We start from the raw sequence: 16,386 nt of genomic DNA on the forward strand, positions 1-16,386 counted from the left end.
CATTCAGTATTGAATGGACCTGCCACCGCAAAGGGGTCATAGGATGCGGACATTTCTGAAACTCTGTCGTCGCTGACGACCTGACGCGTGCAGCCCACCGGGGCAGCGCGACCTGACCATCATTTCATCGTTCGACGCGTGGCCCGACGGTCGCGCGGCGGAGAGGTTTTTTTCCACGTTCGGCCGGGATGGCTTGCAGCGGACGACGACTTGTCGGCCCGGACATCCCGCCCTTGCGTCCTTTACAGGGGAATTGCCATGGCATTTCTGCAACTTGCCACGCTTGGCGAAGATGGCGGGACGATCGGTGCGGCAGCGGCGTCGAATGCCGGTTTCGCACCCGTCGAATGGCAGATCATCCAGCTTGCGCGGCGGGACGGGCTGGCGTCGCTGCGCGCGCCGAACCGTTGGGACCGGCTGATAAGCTGGATCTTTGGAGAGCGGGCCAATCCGCGCCTTGCCAACGGGCGGCTGGAAAGCCTGCGCCGCCTGGCGGTCGACGCCTGGCATCGCGGCTATACGGTGCGCCCGTCCTTCCTGAAGGCGTTTCTCAAGGCTGGCTTCAGCGAAGGCCAGCTTGAGACGCTGCTCGCCAATATCAGCGCGCAAAGACGCGCCGCCTTTTGATCAGGGCGCCTGCCGCCCCAAGGTTCCCGGAGTTGACACTATGAACATGCACAGCCCCATCGACATCGACACCCGGTCGGCAAGCCCCCTTGTCCGCTGGCGAAAGCGTCATGTTTCGCTGGGCGTCATCGCGCTGGCCCTGGTCGGGGGCGTGACGTGGAAGCTGCTCGACAGGCCGGAGGCGCAGGCCGCCGCCACCCCGCTGGTCACCGTGGGCATATCCGCCCCGCTGACCCGCGCGGTGACGCAATGGGACGAATATGTCGGTCGCTTCGCCCCCAGCCAGACGGTGGAGATCCGCCCGCGCGTCTCGGGGTCGGTGACCGCCATTCATTTCAGGGACGGCGACTATGTGAAGGCCGGGCAACTGCTCTTCACCATCGACCAGCGGCCCTTCCTGGCGGCCCTGGCGGAGGCGAAGGCCAGCACCGCCAGCGCCCGCAGCGCGCTGCTGCTGGCGCAGAATGACTATAGCCGCGTCCAGCGCCTGACCGGGGACGAGGCGGTTTCGGCCAGCGAGGTGGATTCGCTGAGGTCCCGCCTGCAGGCGGCGCAGGCCGCGCTGGCGGGCGCGCAGGCGCGCGAGCGGCAGCGGGCGCTGGACGTAGAGTTCACGCAGGTCCGCGCGCCGATTTCGGGGCGCGTTTCGGACCGGCGGGTGGATATCGGCAATCTCGTCTCGGCGGGCGAAGGCACCGGCGCGACGCTGCTGACGACGGTCAACAAGCTGGACCCCATCTACTTCAACTTCGACGCGTCGGAGGCGCTTTACCTGAAGTCGCAGCGTGACAAAGGCGCGGGCGGCGCGGTCGAGGTCCGGTTGCAGGACGAAGCCGACTACCGGCACAAGGGCCGGCTCGACTTCACCGACAATGGGCTGGACCCGCGTTCGGGGACGATCCGGGTGCGCGCCGTGTTCGACAATGCGGACATGTTCCTGACGCCGGGGATGTTCGGCAATATGCGGCTGGCCAATGGCGGCAAGGTCAATGCCCTGCTGGTGCCTGACGAGGCCATCCAATCCGATCAGGCGCGCAAGACCGTGCTGGTGGTCGGGCGGGACGACAGCGTCGCGGCCAAGCCGGTGGAACTGGGGCCCGTGGTCGACGGGCTGCGTATCATCCGGTCGGGGCTGACGCCCGGCGACCGGGTCATCGTGTCGAACATCCAGGCGGCCATGCCCGGCGCGAAGGTCGCGACCAGGCCGGTGGTCATCACGGCCAGCCCGGCGCCGGTTGCGCCGACGGATAGCGCCGCGCCGATAGCTGCCCAGGCAACCTTCGCGCGATAGCCCCCGGAACAGCGTGCTCCTGCCTTCGCAGGGGCACCGAGACTATAGCCGATCCGTCCCCCCGGATCGCAAACCCCTTTTCACGCCATCGAGGAATTCGTCCGATGCGCCTCTCCCGTTTCTTCATCGACCGGCCGATCTTCGCCGCCGTGATCGCGGTGGTCATCACCGTGATCGGCGGACTCGCCTTTGTCGGCCTGCCCGTTTCGCAATATCCCGACATCGTGCCGCCCACGGTCACGGTTTCGGCCCAATATCCCGGCGCCTCCGCCGAAACCGTCGCGTCGACCGTTGCCGCGCCGATCGAGCAGGAGATCAACGGCGTCGACGACATGCTTTACCAGAGCAGCCAGTCGACCGGCGACGGCAAGGTCACGATCACCGTCACCTTCAAGGTCGGCACCGACCTGGACGCCGCGCAGGTGCTGGTCCAGAACCGCGTCGCCGTCGCCATTCCGCGCCTGCCGGAAGAGGTGCAGCGGCTGGGCGTCGTCACGCGCAAGACGACGCCGGAATTCCTGATGGTCGTCAACCTGCAGTCGCCCGACGGGACGTTCGACCGCAATTATATCTCCAACTATGCGCTGACGCAGGTGCGCGACCGGCTGGCGCGGCTGGACGGCGTGGGCGATGTGCAGCTTTTCGGATCGCGCGACTATGCCATGCGCATCTGGATCGACCCCGATCGCGCCGCCGCGCTCAACCTGACGGCGGGCGAGATCGTGCAGGCCCTGCGCGCCCAGAATGTGCAGGTCTCCGCCGGGGCCATCGGCCAGCCCCCCTATGACGCCGGTTCGCATGGGAGTGAAGCCTTCCAGCTTGGCGTCGAGATGCAGGGCCGCCTGACCGAGCCACAGCAATTTGCCGACATCGTCATCCGCAGCGATGCGGACGGCCGCCAGGTGCGCGTGGGCGACGTCGCCCGCGTCGAGCTGGGCGCGCAGGATTATGGCATCAACACCTATCTGTCGAACAAGCCCACCGTCGTCATCGCGGCGATGCAGCGTCCCGGCTCCAACGCGCTGGACGCGGCGGAGAAGGTGAAGGCGGAGATGGAGCAGCTGTCCAGGCGCTTCCCCAAGGGGCTGGAATACAGCGTCATCTACAATCCGACCGAATTCATCAGCCAGTCCATCGACGCCGTCTATCACACGCTGTTCGAAGCCGTGATCCTAGTCGTCATCGTCATCCTGGTCTTCCTCCAGAACTGGCGCGCCGCGGTCATCCCGATCATCGCCATTCCGGTTTCGCTGATCGGGACGGCGGCGGTCCTGGCCGCCCTGGGCTATTCGCTGAACAACCTCTCCCTGTTCGGGCTGGTGCTGGCCATCGGCATCGTCGTCGACGACGCCATCGTCGTGGTGGAGAATGTGGAACGCAATATCGAGCGGGGCATGTCGCCGCTGGAGGCCGCCCGCATCTCCATGGACGAGGTCTCGACGGCCCTGATCGCCATCGTCCTCGTCCTGTGCGCGGTGTTCGTGCCCACGCTGTTCATCACCGGCATTTCGGGCGCCTTCTACAAGCAGTTCGCCGTCACCATTTCGACCGCGACGATCATTTCGCTGATCCTGTCGCTGACGCTGTCTCCGGCGGCGGCCGCGCTGCTGCTGAAGTCGAAGCATGACGGACATGACCTGCGCGATGCGCCGCGCTGGCGCCGGCTGGCGGCGCGGGCCGCCGACCGCTTCAATCGCGGCTTCGACCGGCTGAGCGCGGGCTATGGGCGGCTGACCCGCTTCCTCGTCGCGCGGCCCAAAAAGATGCTGCTGACCTATTCGGGGCTGATCGCCGCCACCATCGCCCTGTTCTGGGTGACGCCCGGCGGCTTCATCCCGGCGCAGGACCAGGGCTATTTCCTGGCGGTGGTGCAGCTTCCCTCCGGCGCGTCGCTGGAGCGCACCGACAAGGTGACGCGGGACGTCGCGGCGAGGATCCTGCCCATCAAGGGGCTGCGCGGCGCGGTGATGTTCGCCGGGTTCCACGGGCCGTCCCAGACGCAGGCGCCCAACAGCGCCGCCATCTACTTCCCGTTCAAGACCTTCGCCGAGCGGAAGGCGGAAGGCGTCACCTATGCCGGGATCATGGAGCAGGCGAGCAAGGCAGTCGCCGGTTATGACAAGGCCCGCATCCTGTTGCTGCCGCCGCCGACCATCACCGGCCTGGTGCCGCCGGGCGGTTTCCGCATGATGATCCAGGACCGCGAGGATCATGGCTATGCCGAACTGAACAGGCAGGCGCAGGACTTCATCGCCAAGGCCAACCAGACCCCCGGACTCAAGATGGTCTACACCCTGTTCGACGTCGGCACGCCCCGCATCTATGCCGATGTGGATCGCCGCAAGGCCGACCTGCTGGGCGTACCGCCGGAACGCGTGTTCGAAGCGATGCAGGTCTATCTGGGTTCGGCCTTCGTCAACGACTTCAACCTGCTGGGCCGCACCTATCGCGTGACGGCGCAGGCCGATGCCGGCCATCGCGACACGGTGGCGGACATCGCCAACCTGAAGACCCGGTCGAACAGCGGGCAGATGGTGCCGATCGGTTCGGTCTCGACCTTCAGGGACAAGACCGGCCCCTATCGCGTGGTCCGCTACAACCTGCTTCCCGCGGTGGAGATCGACGGCGATACGGCGCCCGGCTACAGCAGCGGCCAGTCGCTGACGACGATGGAGAAGCTCGCCTCCACCACCCTTCCCGCCGGTTATGGCAGGGAGTGGACGGGCGTCGCCTATCAGCAGGTGATCGCCGGCAACACCGCCGGGATCGTCTTCGCCATGGCGGTCTTCTTCGTCTTCCTGGTGCTGGCGGCGCAATATGAAAGCCTGACCCTGCCGCTGTCGATCATCCTGATCGTGCCGATGTGCCTGTTCGCGGCCATGCTGGGCGTGAACCTGCGCGGGATGGACAACAACATCCTGACGCAGATCGGGCTGGTCGTGCTGATCGCGCTGGCGGCGAAGAACGCCATCCTGGTGGTCGAGTTCGCAAAGCAGGCCGAGGAGGAACAGGGGCTGTCACCCGTCGACGCCGCGGTGCAGGCCGCCCAGACCCGCCTGCGGCCGATCCTGATGACCAGCTTCGCCTTCATCCTGGGCGCGGTGCCGCTGGTGATCGCGAGCGGGGCCGGCGCGGAACTGCGGCAGGCCTTGGGTACGGCGGTCTTCTTCGGCATGACCGGCGTGACGGCGTTCGGCCTGCTCTTCACCCCCACTTTCTATGTCGTGTGCCGCGCATTGGGCGACCGCTTTTCCCGCAAGGGCAAGGGTCAGGCCCCCGCCGCGCTGCAACCCGCCGAATAAGGAACGGCACGATGATCAAGACTCTCCTCCCCCTCCTGCTGGGCGCGTCCGCCCTGACGGCCTGCGCCGCGGGGCCGGACTACAAGGCGCCGGCAACACCCACCGCCGCTGCGGGCGCGTTCATCGGCGCGACCGGCCCGGCAGTCAGCACGGCGCAGGCCGACGACCATTGGTGGCGGCTCTACAGCGATCCGGTGCTGGACGGGCTGGTGCAGGATGCGCTGAAGGCCAACACCGACATCCGCGTGGCGGTCGCCCGGCTGGAAAAGGCCCGCGCCCAGTTGCGCGGCGCCCGTTCCGACAGATTGCCGCAGACGAGGTTGAGCGGTTCGCCCAGCTATGGCCGGGCGTCGGCCGCACAGACGCTGCCTGGTGCGGACCGCGAAAACTGGACCATCGATGCGGGGCTGAACGTCGCCTATGAGGTCGATCTGTTCGGGCGCGTGAAGCGCAGCATCGAGGCAGCCAGGGGCGACGTCAACGCGGCGTCGGCCGATGCCGACGCCGTGCGCGTGGCGGTGGTCGCCGACACGGTGCGCGCCTATGTCGACGCCACCAGCTCGGCGGAGCGCATCGCCGTGGCGCAGCGCACGGTCGCCCTGCTCGACAACAGCATCCGCATCACCAACGCCCGGTTCGAGGTCGGCCGGTCGGACCGGCTGGACGTGATCCGCGTGACGGCGCTGCGCGACCAGCAGGCGGCGATCATCCCCAGCCTGATCGCGGACCGGGACGGCGCGCTGTTCCGGCTGGCGACGCTGACGGGCCGGGCGCCGCAGCAATTGCCCGCCCCCATCCGCGACCAGGAGAAGACGCCCGACCTCAGCCAGCCCATCCCGGTCGGCGACGGCCGCGCATTGCTGGCCCGCCGGCCGGACGTGCGCGCGGCGGAACAGAGGCTGGCCGCCGATACCGCACGGATCGGCGTGGCGACGGCGGATCTCTATCCGCGCATCACGCTGGGCGGATCGATCGGCACGACGGCCATTGGCGGCGGCGATATTCTGGGCGGCGGCCCCTTTCGCTGGCTACTGGGGCCGCTGATCAACTGGGCCTTTCCCAACCAGGAAGCCAATCGCGCCCGGATCGCGGCGGCCAGGGCCGATGCCGACGGATCGCTGGCGAGCTTTGACGGGACAGTCCTGCAGGCGCTGGAGGAAACGGAAACGGCGCTGTCGGTCTATGCCCATGCGCTGGAGCGCCGCGATACGTTGAAGGCGGCGCGGGAGGCGGCGGACAGGGCCGCGCGCATCAGCCTCGCCCGGCAGCGGGAGGGGCAGATCGACTTTCTGACCGTGCTGGATGCGCAGCGGACGCTGGCGGCGGCGGAAGGCGACCTTGCGGCGGCCAACCGCGCCGTGGCCTTCGCGCAGGTCGACCTGTTCAGGGCATTGGGCGGAGGGTGGACGACGGGCTGACCGTTTGGGACTTGGCGCGGAACGCTCTATGCCGACTCCACCCGCCAATAGGTCGCATAGCGTTCATGCGCGATGCGGTGATAGGGGATGAGCCGGACCGGCGTGCCGTCCTTCGCCGCGATGGTGAATTCCAGCGGGGCTGCGCCGGGCCTGATCTGTTGCGCCAGCGCCTTCGGATCGCCCGCAAGGGTCGGCACGGCGACGTCGCCCCCATTATATTCGCCATATTTTCGTTCGTTGACGATGATGTCGGCGCCCGGGGCCAGGCCCTGCCTGCCAAGCGCGCCCGCCAGGACGATCGGTCCATAGGTGAAGGCGATGATGTCCGGCGCGGCGGGTGCGCTTTCGACCGCAGCTTCCATGGCGAGGCGCAGCTCCACCCGGTCGCCGTCCTGCCACAGGCGGTCGACCTCGACATAGCTGCCGGGCGTCGAGGAGCGCAGCACCTCCTGTCCGTTGACCGACACCGTGGCGGTGCGGCTCCAGCGGGGATGGCGCAGGCGCAGCGCGATCTGCGCTGGGGCGCGGAGTTTCCATTGCAGGCTGGTCACGGGTGCGTCGGGGAAGGCGGTGCGCTGGACCAGGTCCGCGCCCTTTTCCCGCCACAGCACCGAGGATGGCAGGAACAGATTGACATAGAGCGCGCGGTCATCGTGAAAATAGATGGAATCCCGGTATTTCACGTGATTTTCCATGCCGGTCCCGGTACAGCACCAGAAGCTGTCCTCCGGCGTGTGGTAGAGCTTCATATAGCCGGGCCGTGCGCCCTGGAAATAGGTCGTCATGCCGCTGTCCGGATCCTGCGAGGCGAGGATGCCGTTATAGAGCGTGCGTTCATGATAATCGGCGTAATCCGCCTGCGGATCCTGCATGAAGAGCAGCCGCGCCAGTTTCAGCATATTGTGCTGGCAGCAGGTTTCCGATCCCTTGGCCGAGAAGACGTGCCGGTCGAAATCCGCCATGGCGAAGAAATGTTCATTGTCGCCATGGCCGCCCGTCGCGAAGGAACGGGTGTGGGCGACCGTGCGGAAGAAGAAGGCGGCCGCCCTGGCGTAGCGATCATCGCCGGTTACTTCATAGACGCGCTGGAAGCCGACGACCTTGGGCACATTGGTGTTGGCGTGCATGCCGTCCAGCAGGTCGCGGCCCTCCGCCAGGGGTTCCATCACCGCCTGGTGGGAGAAGCGCCGGGAGAGATGCCGATATTCCTCCCTGCCGGTCATGGCGAAAAGGTCGGCATAGATTTCGTTCATGCCGCCATGTTCGGTGGCCAGCATCGCTTCGAACTGCGCGGCGGAAAGCGGGCGGGTGGCGGCCACGCCCCAGTCGGCCAGCCGGATCAGCACGTCGCGCGCCGCTGCGCTGTCGGCCAGCAGCGCGCCGTCGCGAAGGCCCGCATAGACCTTGTGCAGCGTGTACCAGGGAACGCCGGTGATCCTTTCCCCGCGGATGTGCGCAGCCACCAGCGCCGGGCCGTCGGGAAAGGCACAGACCAGCCCCGATCCCGCCGCCTTCTGACAGGCCGCCAGTTCGCCCGCTATATAGTCGACGCGCTGCCTGAAACGCCGGTCCTTGGTGGAGCGATAGGCAAGCGCGCAGGCGGAAAGATAATGGCCCAGCGTGTGGCCGTGGCAGTTTATGTCAGCCCAGGTCGGTTCCGATTCCCATCCGCCATAGACCGGCGCCTTTGGCTTCAGCCCCGCATTGACGCGGAAATTATGCAGCATCCGGTCGGGCCGGAGCCGCAGCAGATAGGCCTCCGTCATGCGCTGGGCGTGGAGGAACGGCCCCTCCCCCAGGGCCACGTCCGCCATGTCGAAGGCTTTGAGCCGGGGCGGCCGCGCCACGCTGTCCGCCGCACCCGCCTGCGCCGCGAAGGATGGCTGCACGCCGCCGAAGCCGGCGGCGATCGCGGCCGCACCCGCGCCGCCGAGCAGCCCCCGACGCGTGGGTTGGATGCTGGGCAGTTGGTGGGACACGCGCTTCTCTCCTGGCCGGGCATGGGTCGCCATGCCGCTGCCGAGATTTGGTAGCGCTATACTCCGACAAAATACAAGGCCGATGATCGGCAGGGCGGTGACGACGGCGCCGGCCGGACCAGCCGTCGCGGCACGATCCGGCGGCGGTCAGGATGCGATCGCGGCGTGCCGGAAAAGATGGGATCGCTCCTTCTCCATCCACTCCGCTGTCTGGGACGCGCCCTCCGTCTGTCGATCGAATGTGAAATCAGGCAGGTGGATGTCGATGGCGAAGCGCAACCGGCAGCGCCTGCCGCCCACCCGCCGCGAGAGCAGGACGCTTCCGTCCGGCTGAAGCGCGAACGTCCCCGACGCGATCTGCCGGCCGATCCTGCCGCCTTGCGTACTGTGCGTGATGGTCCGGCCGTCCAGCGCCACCGACACCTCATAGCTTTCGATCTCTTCCGGCGTGAGCAGCCGGTCCGTCAGCGCCTGGCCCAGACCGGCGGCATTGCGCAGGGCCGCGTCCAGTCGCGGCAATCGGGATTGCGCATAGGCGACATGGTTTCCCGCGATGATCAACCCGCCGTCCATCGGCAGGTCCTGCCCCATATCCTCGTCATGCAGGCTCAGGAGCCGCAGGCCAAGGAGAGGGCCGCGAAAGGATTGTTGCCGCCAATCCTCGACATAGGCACCCGATGGGGCGAATTCGAGCACGCTGTTGCCCATGAAGCGCAGCTCCGCCGGTTCCGGCCACTGGTTGCGCGGCTGGTAGCTTCTGGCGATCGACCAGGACATTTGCTGCCTTTCCTCATCCCACAGCGTGTCGCCGACCCAGCCCTGCCGGTCGGACACCGATGTGGCGGCGCCGTCGGGCAGCCGCAGGTCGAGCGTGAAGCTGCGCGACTGGAACCAGTAGACCACGGTCGCCTCATCCGTCACGCCGGTGCAGAAGGTGATGCTCTTGCGCCGGAAAGCCCCCAGCAGGCGGCGCGGAAAGGCCGGCTGGGCCGGAACCACCGGGGGCAGCGCATCGGGCAGGTCGGCCAGCCTCATGCGCCCGGCTTTCCCGGACGCCGCCCGAAGGAATCGAGCGGCATGGCGTTGGCCAGCACCAGTTCCCCCTTCGCGATCCGGCGCTTGAGATAGGCGAAGGTCTGCGCCGTCTGGTTGAACAGATGTTCACCACCCCTGAGCGGCGGATAGCGGGGTGTTTCGCCCGGCACCAGCGGGGCCACGACATAGTCATAGTCGCAGGCGTGGAAGAAGGGGAAGGAGTAGCGCTGCTGCGCCACTTTCTTCACGCGATGGGTCGTCGCGACATAGCGCCCGTTGGACAGGATCTCCATCATGTCGCCAATGTTCATGATCATCGCGCCGTCCATCAGCGGCACGTCCACCCAGTCGCCGTTCCGGTCGAGAATCTGCAGGCCCCCCGCCGTGGCGAAGAGCAGGGTGAAGCATTCATAGTCGGTATGGGCGCCTATGCCCGGCCTGTCCTGCGCGCTGGAATCGAACGGATAGTGGATGAGCCGCAACTGGCTGGGCGGGTTCCGGCGATGCGCGTCGAAATGATCCTCCTCCAGCCCCAGCGCCAGCGCGAAGGCGCGGAAGATCTGGCCGCCAATGTCCGACAGGTGCCGGTAATATGCCGACACGTCCTCGCGAAATCCGGGCATTTCGGGCCAGTTGTTCGGGCCCAGCAGCGGCCGGCGATCGTCAGGCCGCAGATAGTCGCGGTTGATGTCATAGGCTTCCTTGAGATCGCTGGTGCCCGTGCCGAACTGCTCCTCCCCCACGGGCACATAGCCGCTGTGGTTCTGCGAATGGCCGATATAGCTGGCCATCTTCGCCTCATGGTCCAGCGCGAAATACGCCTTGGCCCGCGCGACAAGGCGGCGAAACAGCGCCCAGTCCAGCTGCGCCCCGCCAATATAGAGAAAGCCCGCATCGGTGCAGGCGCAGTCCAGCGCGCGGGCTACGTCAAGCCTGTCCTCGCGGGAAGCGCTTGCCAGCCTGGATATGTCGACAAAGGGAAGGACAGCCATGGCGCAATGCTAGGCGAAGCGGGGCATAGGCATAGATGGGACGATTCGATGATTTCCATTGATTTGATCTATGACCACGTCATTCTGGCGAAGGAGGCGGAACATGAGTGATCGATCGATCCTAGTCGACAAGAGGTTCGCAAGCCGTGTCGACTGGAACCTGATGCGCACCTTCGTCGACATCGTCCGCGCCGGCGGGATCGGTGCGGCGGCGCGGCAGCTCAACCGGCAGCAGCCGAGCATCAGCGCCGCGCTCAAGCGGCTGGAGGATCATGTCGGCGTGACGCTGCTCCACCGCACGGCGACCGGCGTGGAGATGACGGCGGCCGGCAAGGCGATGATGGCGCTTTGCGAGGACATGCTCGAATCGGCGCAGATGATGCCGCACCAGATCGCCCAGGCGACCAAGCGGGTCGAGGGCATCGTTCGCATCCAGATCATATCCGGTCTGGTTTCGCCGGAATTCGACGAGGCGATCGCAAGCCTGCACCGGCGCAACCCGGCCATCCACATCGAGATCCGGGTGTCGCCCTGGCGTCAGGTGCTCGACGCGCTGGAACAGGGGGAGGTCGAGATCGGCGTCGGCTATGACAGCAGCGTTCGCGGCAGCCTGATGTACGAGCCGCTGCTGGTGGAGCGCCAACAGCTCTATTGTTCCCGCTACAGCCCCTATTTCGGATATCGGCTGAACCGCCTCCACGACCTCAGGGACGAGGGATTCGTCCTTACCGGAGACGATGAGATCGAGTTGATCACCCATCTGCGCCGCCGATACCGGCTGGGAACGAAGGTGAACGGCCTGGCCGAGGACATCAACGAGGCGAAGCGGCTGATCGTCCAGGGGGTCGGCATCGGCTTCCTGCCGGTGCTGGCGGCCGAGGATGATGTGGCGCGCGAAAGGCTGTGGCCGATCCTGGATGTGGATGCCGAGCCGTCCTACGACATCTTCCTCCTGTCCCGTTCCGAACGCGCCCGCGACACGGCCACGCAGCTTTTCTGGGACGAGGTGATCCGCAGGTTGCGGGCAAAGACCAGGACATAGATCTGATCTATGCATTGCATCAAAACTTTGCGTCTGCCCGATTGACGCAGCGCAGCACAGCCTTCCCATCCGAATGAAAGCCACGCCTGTCCGACGGAATCGCCTGTCGGCGCAAGCGGGCGGGAAACGGCCGGGGAACGGGAAGCGCGATGAAGGACAGGATCTTCAACTCCATGCCGCCCGCGATGATCGCTGCGGTGTTGCTGTTCTGGGCCTATGGTCCGAAGGCCTTGCTGGATCACCCGTGGACGTTCGTGGTGATGTCGCCCCTCATCACCATCATCGTCCTGCTCCTGGAGCTGGTCCATGAACGCCATTCGGGCTGGCGGATGAACAGGCAGGAATTCTTCACTGACCTGTTCTACAATATTCTGAGCGCAACCGTCATATCCTGGGTTTCGACGAAGCTTGCCGAAGATCCGCTCAAGGCGGCCAAGGCTTCGCTGGGCATCACCACGGAATGGGCCATGCACATGCCATGGCTGCTGCAGGTGGCGCTGGTGGTGTTCCTGATCGAATTCGGCCAATATTGGATGCATCGGTTGATGCACAACAGCACGCCCTTCTGGCTGACGCATGCCCCGCATCACCACCTGACCCAGTTGAACGCCGCGAAGGGCGCGGTGGGCAACCCCATAGAGCTGGTGCTGATCAGCCTGAGCGTGGTGGCGCTGTTCGACCTCGACAACAGCGCCGTGTTCGCGGCGATCAACGTGCTGGGGGTGATCTCCACCTTCGCCCACGCCAATGTCCGCGCCGATCCGCCGATCTGGTACGCCTTCTTCTTCACGACGATCCGCCACCACAGCCTGCACCATTCGACGGATTATGAAAGCACGCGCTGCAATTACGGCAATTCGCTGATCCTGCTGGACCGCATCTTCGGCACCTATCGGGAAGGCGAGTCCGCGCTGGTCGGCCAGGATGACCGCCGCCGCCTGTCGATCTGGGAACAGACCCTATTCCCCTTCCAGCCCCTGATCGACAGGGCCCGGGCCGGCAAGGGCGCGGCGCGGGTCCGGGGGAGCATGGCCGACGGCCAGATCGAGGCCGATGCCGCCGTCCAGAACGCCGTGGAAGGCGCGGCACCGGCATGACGACGATGTTCGCCCGGCAGGTCAGCGCCGCGCGAAACGCGCTGATGCGGGGCGACATCCAGGCGACGCGCCAGATTGCCGCCACAATGGTGGCGAACAATCCCACGGAGGCCGAAGGCCATTTCCTGCTTGGCGTCGCGGAGTCGAATGCCGGGCACATCCAGGCCGGGCTCCGCCATCTGGATCAGGCGGTGGCGATCGACCCCAGGGGGGAATATCGCGCGCAGCTCGCCAGGCTGCTGATCATGACCCGCCGGGACGGCGATGCCGCAGCGACGCTACGGGAGGCCGAAGCGGCGCCGCCCGCCGATGCGTTCAGCCGCGATACCATCGGTTGCGTCTATGCCCGGCTGGGGAACCATGCCGCCGCGCTGGCGCATTTCAACGAAGCGGTCCGGCTGGAGCCGCAGAACGGCAATTATCGCTACAATCAGGCCGTCACGCTCAACTTCCTGGGCCGGGCGGAAGAGGCCGATGCCGCGCTGGAGGCGCTGATCGCCCTCGCGCCCGGCGATGCCCGCGCCCACCATCTGCTGGCCGGCATCCGCAAGCAGACGCCGGCATGCAATCATGTCGAGCGGCTGGAACGGACGCTGGGCGGCACCGGCGACGGTCGAGGGCGGCTGCTGCTCAGCTATGCGCTGGCGAAGGAGCTGGAGGACATCGGGCGGCCGGACGACGCGCTGGCGCGGCTTTGCGTCGCGAACGCCGAACATCGCCGGACCTTGCCCTATGCCTTCGCGCGTGACGCCGCGCTGTTCGACGCGATCGAGGCAGCCTGGCCGCTGCCGCAGGCGATCGGGCCATCCACGGCCGATCCGATCTTCATCATCGGCATGCCGCGCACCGGCACGACGCTGGTCGACCGCATCCTCTCCTCCCATCCGCAGGTCGAAAGCGCGGGCGAACTGCAGGCCATGCCGCTGACCGTGAAGAAGGCTGGCGGCACGCGCACGTCCACGGTGATGGATGCGGAAACGATCGCAGCCGCGGCGCAGGCCGACATGGGGGCGATCGGGCGCGACTATCTGGAACGGGCCAGCCACCATCGGCGCGACGCAACCCTTCGGTTCATCGACAAGTTTCCCGGCAATTTCTTCTACGCCGGTTTCATTGCGCGGGCGCTGCCCTCGGCCAGGATCATCTGCCTGCGCCGCGATCCCATGGATACGGTGCTCAGCAATTTCCGGAACCTGTTTGCCGTCGGCTCTCCCTATTATGACTATAGCTACGACCTTCTGGATACCGCCGCTTATCATGTCCGCTTCGATCGGCTGATGGCCCGGTGGCGCCAGGCCCTGCCCGGCCAGCTGATCGAGCTGCGCTACGAGGATCTCGTTGCCGATCTGGAGGGTGAGACGCGCCGGCTTCTTGCCCATTGCGGGCTGGACTGGTCGGAGGATTGCCTGTCCTTCCACAGCAATAATGCCCCGGTTTCCACCCCTAGCGCCGCCCAGGTGCGACAGCCGATCTACACCGGATCGGTCGGGCGGTGGAAACGGCATGCGGCGGTGCTGGAGCCGGTGCGCCGCTATTTCGAGCAGGCCGGGATCGACATCCCATGAAGCAAGGGACGCCAATGCCATGACCCCTTTCGGCAAATTGATGCTGGGCGCGGTGCTTGCCGCTGCCGCAACGCCCGCCCTGGCGACCGGAGAGGCGGGCACCCGGCTGGTCCATTGCCGATCCGGCAGTTGCCTGCTGGTGTCGGGTCGCCGTGAGGATGCGGAAGCGCCGGTCATGATCAACGGCCATGCGGTATCGGTGGACGGCGCGCGCAAATGGCGGGTGCGGCTGCCTGTCGATACTGTCCGCCAATGGTCGCTTCCCCATGCCCGGACGATCACGGTTGCCGTTGGCGGTGGCGAGAGCGAGGTCCGCCTGCCAACAGGCCTGTTGGGCCGGAGTGAAAGGCTGACGATGCTGGTCGTTCACGCCAAGTAATAAAACACTTCGCCGTCAGTAATAAAATAACGATTTGAAGTCTTGTATTGAAAGTTTCATCTCCCGGAACTATGTGATCCGCAGTCGCCGGAGAGCGGCATTGGTTCAAGACACAGGAGATGATGATGAAGATTGGCCTTGCCGCCCTTGCCGCTGTCGCATGCGCCATCCCGGCGATTGCCAGCGCCGCCGACAATCCCTTTGCGCAGGATCAGGCGATATTGGACCTGAGGGGTCTGGACCTGTCGTCCGCGCAGGGACAGCAGCGTCTTGCCATCCGCATGGAGCAGGCGGCCAATGCGGTCTGCGGTGACCGGCTGGCTGGCATCCACCTCGCCCTGGAAGCCAAGGCCCGCGCCTGCCGCGCATCCGTGGTGGCCGATATCCACGCCCAGGTCGAAGCGCAACTGGCAATGACTCCGGCGCCGGTGCGCGTCGCGGCGCTCCGCTAGAGCATTTCCACCATGAGCGGAAACGCTCTGGTCTTTTGATACCGCATTTTCAAGTGATCGGAACCGATCGCTGGTCAAGAAATCGCGGCAAACAAGGAAACCAGAGCGGCGATCTGATTCAATCAGATCGAAATCCAGAAGGACGGTCTGGAAATGCGCCTTTGACGTATTTCCAGACAAACGCCGGAAGAACAAGCGCGCGACATGATCAGGGCAGCGCCCCGGTCATTTCGCCAGCCTGGCCGGATGGGGCCACCAGCTCAGCGTATGCACGTCATGCGCCGATGTCCAAAGGCCCTTGCGGGTATAGCGCAGCGCGCCGCTGCCTTCGACCTTGCCGACGCGAGCCTTGATCGCCAGCGTTTCGGGATCAATCGCCACGAAGGTCTGCCCTTCGGTCGTGCGCAGCCATATGACGCCGCCGCCCGTGTCGATATCGCCATATTGCAGCACTTCGCCCACCTTGACGCGGCCGGTCACCTCGCCGCTGACCGGATCGACGCGGGCGACCGTCCCGTCGCCCTGTTCCTGAACCCAGACGGCGCCTTCGCCGGCCGCCAGAAAACCCGGCTGCTTGCCCAGCGCCGTGGTCTTGACCACGCTGTTGGTCGCCGGGTCGATGCGCTGGATCGTCGCGCCGTCGCTGCTCACTGCCCAGACCGAGCCGAAGCCGGAGGCGAGATAATAGGTTCCCGCATTGACCGGGACGGTCGCCGTCACCTGGTTGCTCGCGGGATCGACGCGAGAGACGACACCCTTCTGGTCGCTGGCGACCCAGATCGATCCGGCTTCGGCGACGATGTTGAGTTCGCCCTTCGGATTGGCGATGCCGGTGGCTATGGTCGCCGTCTTTTCGGCGGTGGCGGTGTCGATCCGGACCAGTGCATTTTGCGCGCAATCGGCCACCCATAAGGATCCGGCCAATATCGCCATGGCGCCGCAGGGGCGCCCCATGGCGACTTCCGCCTTCTTGCCCTTGCGGGTCCAGCGTTCGACGCGGCCGGCGTTGGTCACCCAGACGCCGTCGCCATCGACCGCCAGGAAATCAGCAAAGCCCGGCACCTGGATCACCTGCTCGGCGCTTGCGGGGGAAGCGAACAGGAAGGTGGCGCAGCTTACCGTCAGCGCGGCGGCCAGCGCGGATTTCCTGGCCAGCGATCGGCGCCGATCGCCGGGAAATCGCCCCATGATGCGGAGCTTCGGCATC

The 16,386-nt window shown here is 66.2% G+C and carries 13 protein-coding genes; 9 read left to right on the forward strand and 4 right to left on the reverse strand.

The window, feature by feature from the left end; genetic code table 11:
- Positions 1-258 precede the first annotated feature (258 nt).
- From MRBLMA1_RS13815 to MRBLMA1_RS13830, 4 genes are all read left to right on the forward strand, one after another.
- On the forward strand, positions 259-627 hold the full coding sequence (locus MRBLMA1_RS13815; protein ID WP_363737392.1) for a hypothetical protein: 369 nt from the start codon (positions 259-261) through the stop codon (positions 625-627).
- A 40-nt stretch (positions 628-667) separates the two neighbouring features.
- A complete protein-coding gene (locus MRBLMA1_RS13820) occupies positions 668-1,918 on the forward strand; it encodes an efflux RND transporter periplasmic adaptor subunit (protein WP_363737393.1) in 1,251 nt (416 codons plus the stop codon).
- A gap of 104 nt (positions 1,919-2,022) precedes the next feature.
- The gene (locus MRBLMA1_RS13825; RefSeq protein ID WP_363737394.1) at positions 2,023-5,220 is read left to right on the forward strand and encodes an efflux RND transporter permease subunit; all 3,198 of its coding nucleotides are present in this window, start codon (positions 2,023-2,025) and stop codon (positions 5,218-5,220) included.
- 11 nt (positions 5,221-5,231) lie between these two features.
- Complete coding sequence (locus MRBLMA1_RS13830; protein ID WP_363737395.1) at positions 5,232-6,638, forward strand: TolC family protein; 1,407 nt, start codon at positions 5,232-5,234, stop codon at positions 6,636-6,638.
- Positions 6,639-6,664: 26 nt separating this feature from the next.
- On the opposite strand, the gene MRBLMA1_RS13835 is transcribed toward MRBLMA1_RS13830, so the two are convergent.
- The 3 genes from MRBLMA1_RS13835 to MRBLMA1_RS13845 all read right to left on the reverse strand — a co-directional run bounded on the left by MRBLMA1_RS13835 (position 6,665) and on the right by MRBLMA1_RS13845 (position 10,644).
- Positions 6,665-8,452 (reverse strand): beta-L-arabinofuranosidase domain-containing protein, encoded by a 1,788-nt coding sequence (locus MRBLMA1_RS13835; RefSeq protein ID WP_363737451.1) that lies wholly within the window; start codon positions 8,450-8,452, stop codon positions 6,665-6,667.
- 312 nt (positions 8,453-8,764) lie between these two features.
- On the reverse strand, positions 8,765-9,652 hold the full coding sequence (locus tag MRBLMA1_RS13840; protein WP_363737396.1) for a hypothetical protein: 888 nt from the start codon (positions 9,650-9,652) through the stop codon (positions 8,765-8,767).
- The gene (locus MRBLMA1_RS13845) at positions 9,649-10,644 is read right to left on the reverse strand and encodes an isopenicillin N synthase family dioxygenase (RefSeq protein ID WP_363737397.1); all 996 of its coding nucleotides are present in this window, start codon (positions 10,642-10,644) and stop codon (positions 9,649-9,651) included. The genes MRBLMA1_RS13840 and MRBLMA1_RS13845 overlap by 4 nt, the downstream gene beginning before the upstream one ends.
- Before the next feature lie 103 nt (positions 10,645-10,747).
- On the opposite strand from MRBLMA1_RS13845, the gene MRBLMA1_RS13850 reads away from it, so the two are divergent.
- The 5 genes from MRBLMA1_RS13850 to MRBLMA1_RS13870 all read left to right on the forward strand — a co-directional run bounded on the left by MRBLMA1_RS13850 (position 10,748) and on the right by MRBLMA1_RS13870 (position 15,179).
- Positions 10,748-11,686, forward strand: a complete 939-nt coding sequence (locus MRBLMA1_RS13850; RefSeq protein ID WP_363737398.1) for a LysR family transcriptional regulator — start codon at positions 10,748-10,750, stop codon at positions 11,684-11,686.
- 149 nt (positions 11,687-11,835) lie between these two features.
- Positions 11,836-12,783, forward strand: coding sequence for a sterol desaturase family protein (locus MRBLMA1_RS13855; protein WP_363737399.1), 948 nt, complete (start codon positions 11,836-11,838; stop codon positions 12,781-12,783).
- Entirely contained in the window at positions 12,780-14,348 is a 1,569-nt protein-coding gene (locus MRBLMA1_RS13860; RefSeq protein ID WP_363737400.1) for a tetratricopeptide repeat-containing sulfotransferase family protein, read from the forward strand. Before MRBLMA1_RS13855 ends, MRBLMA1_RS13860 begins: the two co-directional genes overlap by 4 nt.
- Positions 14,349-14,367: 19 nt before the next feature.
- The gene (locus MRBLMA1_RS13865) at positions 14,368-14,727 is read left to right on the forward strand and encodes a hypothetical protein (RefSeq protein ID WP_363737401.1); all 360 of its coding nucleotides are present in this window, start codon (positions 14,368-14,370) and stop codon (positions 14,725-14,727) included.
- A gap of 119 nt (positions 14,728-14,846) precedes the next feature.
- Positions 14,847-15,179, forward strand: coding sequence for a UrcA family protein (locus tag MRBLMA1_RS13870; protein WP_363737402.1), 333 nt, complete (start codon positions 14,847-14,849; stop codon positions 15,177-15,179).
- Between the two features lie 225 nt (positions 15,180-15,404).
- Here the strand turns inward: MRBLMA1_RS13870 and MRBLMA1_RS13875 are convergent, their stop codons facing one another.
- Positions 15,405-16,385: a DUF6923 family protein gene (locus tag MRBLMA1_RS13875; protein ID WP_363737403.1), complete on the reverse strand. Its 981-nt coding sequence runs from the start codon at positions 16,383-16,385 to the stop codon at positions 15,405-15,407.
- Between the last annotated feature and the right edge of the window lies 1 nt (position 16,386).

It is taken from the genome of Sphingobium sp. LMA1-1-1.1, assembly GCF_040676365.1.
Classification (GTDB): domain Bacteria; phylum Pseudomonadota; class Alphaproteobacteria; order Sphingomonadales; family Sphingomonadaceae; genus Sphingobium.

Excerpts from the sequence above, each read along its gene's own strand:
- MRBLMA1_RS13840 (WP_363737396.1), bottom strand. The coding sequence starts at position 9,652 with ATGAGGCTGGCCGACCTGCCCGATGCGCTGCCCCCGGTGGTTCCGGCC.
- MRBLMA1_RS13835 (WP_363737451.1), bottom strand. The coding sequence starts at position 8,452 with ATGGCGGACGTGGCCCTGGGGGAGGGGCCGTTCCTCCACGCCCAGCGC.
- MRBLMA1_RS13860 (WP_363737400.1), top strand. The coding sequence starts at position 12,780 with ATGACGACGATGTTCGCCCGGCAGGTCAGCGCCGCGCGAAACGCGCTG.
- MRBLMA1_RS13875 (WP_363737403.1), bottom strand. The coding sequence starts at position 16,385 with ATGCCGAAGCTCCGCATCATGGGGCGATTTCCCGGCGATCGGCGCCGA.
- MRBLMA1_RS13865 (WP_363737401.1), top strand. The coding sequence starts at position 14,368 with ATGACCCCTTTCGGCAAATTGATGCTGGGCGCGGTGCTTGCCGCTGCC.
- MRBLMA1_RS13820 (WP_363737393.1), top strand. The coding sequence starts at position 668 with ATGAACATGCACAGCCCCATCGACATCGACACCCGGTCGGCAAGCCCC.
- MRBLMA1_RS13815 (WP_363737392.1), top strand. The coding sequence starts at position 259 with ATGGCATTTCTGCAACTTGCCACGCTTGGCGAAGATGGCGGGACGATC.
- MRBLMA1_RS13850 (WP_363737398.1), top strand. The coding sequence starts at position 10,748 with ATGAGTGATCGATCGATCCTAGTCGACAAGAGGTTCGCAAGCCGTGTC.
- MRBLMA1_RS13870 (WP_363737402.1), top strand. The coding sequence starts at position 14,847 with ATGATGATGAAGATTGGCCTTGCCGCCCTTGCCGCTGTCGCATGCGCC.
- MRBLMA1_RS13830 (WP_363737395.1), top strand. The coding sequence starts at position 5,232 with ATGATCAAGACTCTCCTCCCCCTCCTGCTGGGCGCGTCCGCCCTGACG.
- MRBLMA1_RS13855 (WP_363737399.1), top strand. The coding sequence starts at position 11,836 with ATGAAGGACAGGATCTTCAACTCCATGCCGCCCGCGATGATCGCTGCG.
- MRBLMA1_RS13845 (WP_363737397.1), bottom strand. The coding sequence starts at position 10,644 with ATGGCTGTCCTTCCCTTTGTCGACATATCCAGGCTGGCAAGCGCTTCC.
- MRBLMA1_RS13825 (WP_363737394.1), top strand. The coding sequence starts at position 2,023 with ATGCGCCTCTCCCGTTTCTTCATCGACCGGCCGATCTTCGCCGCCGTG.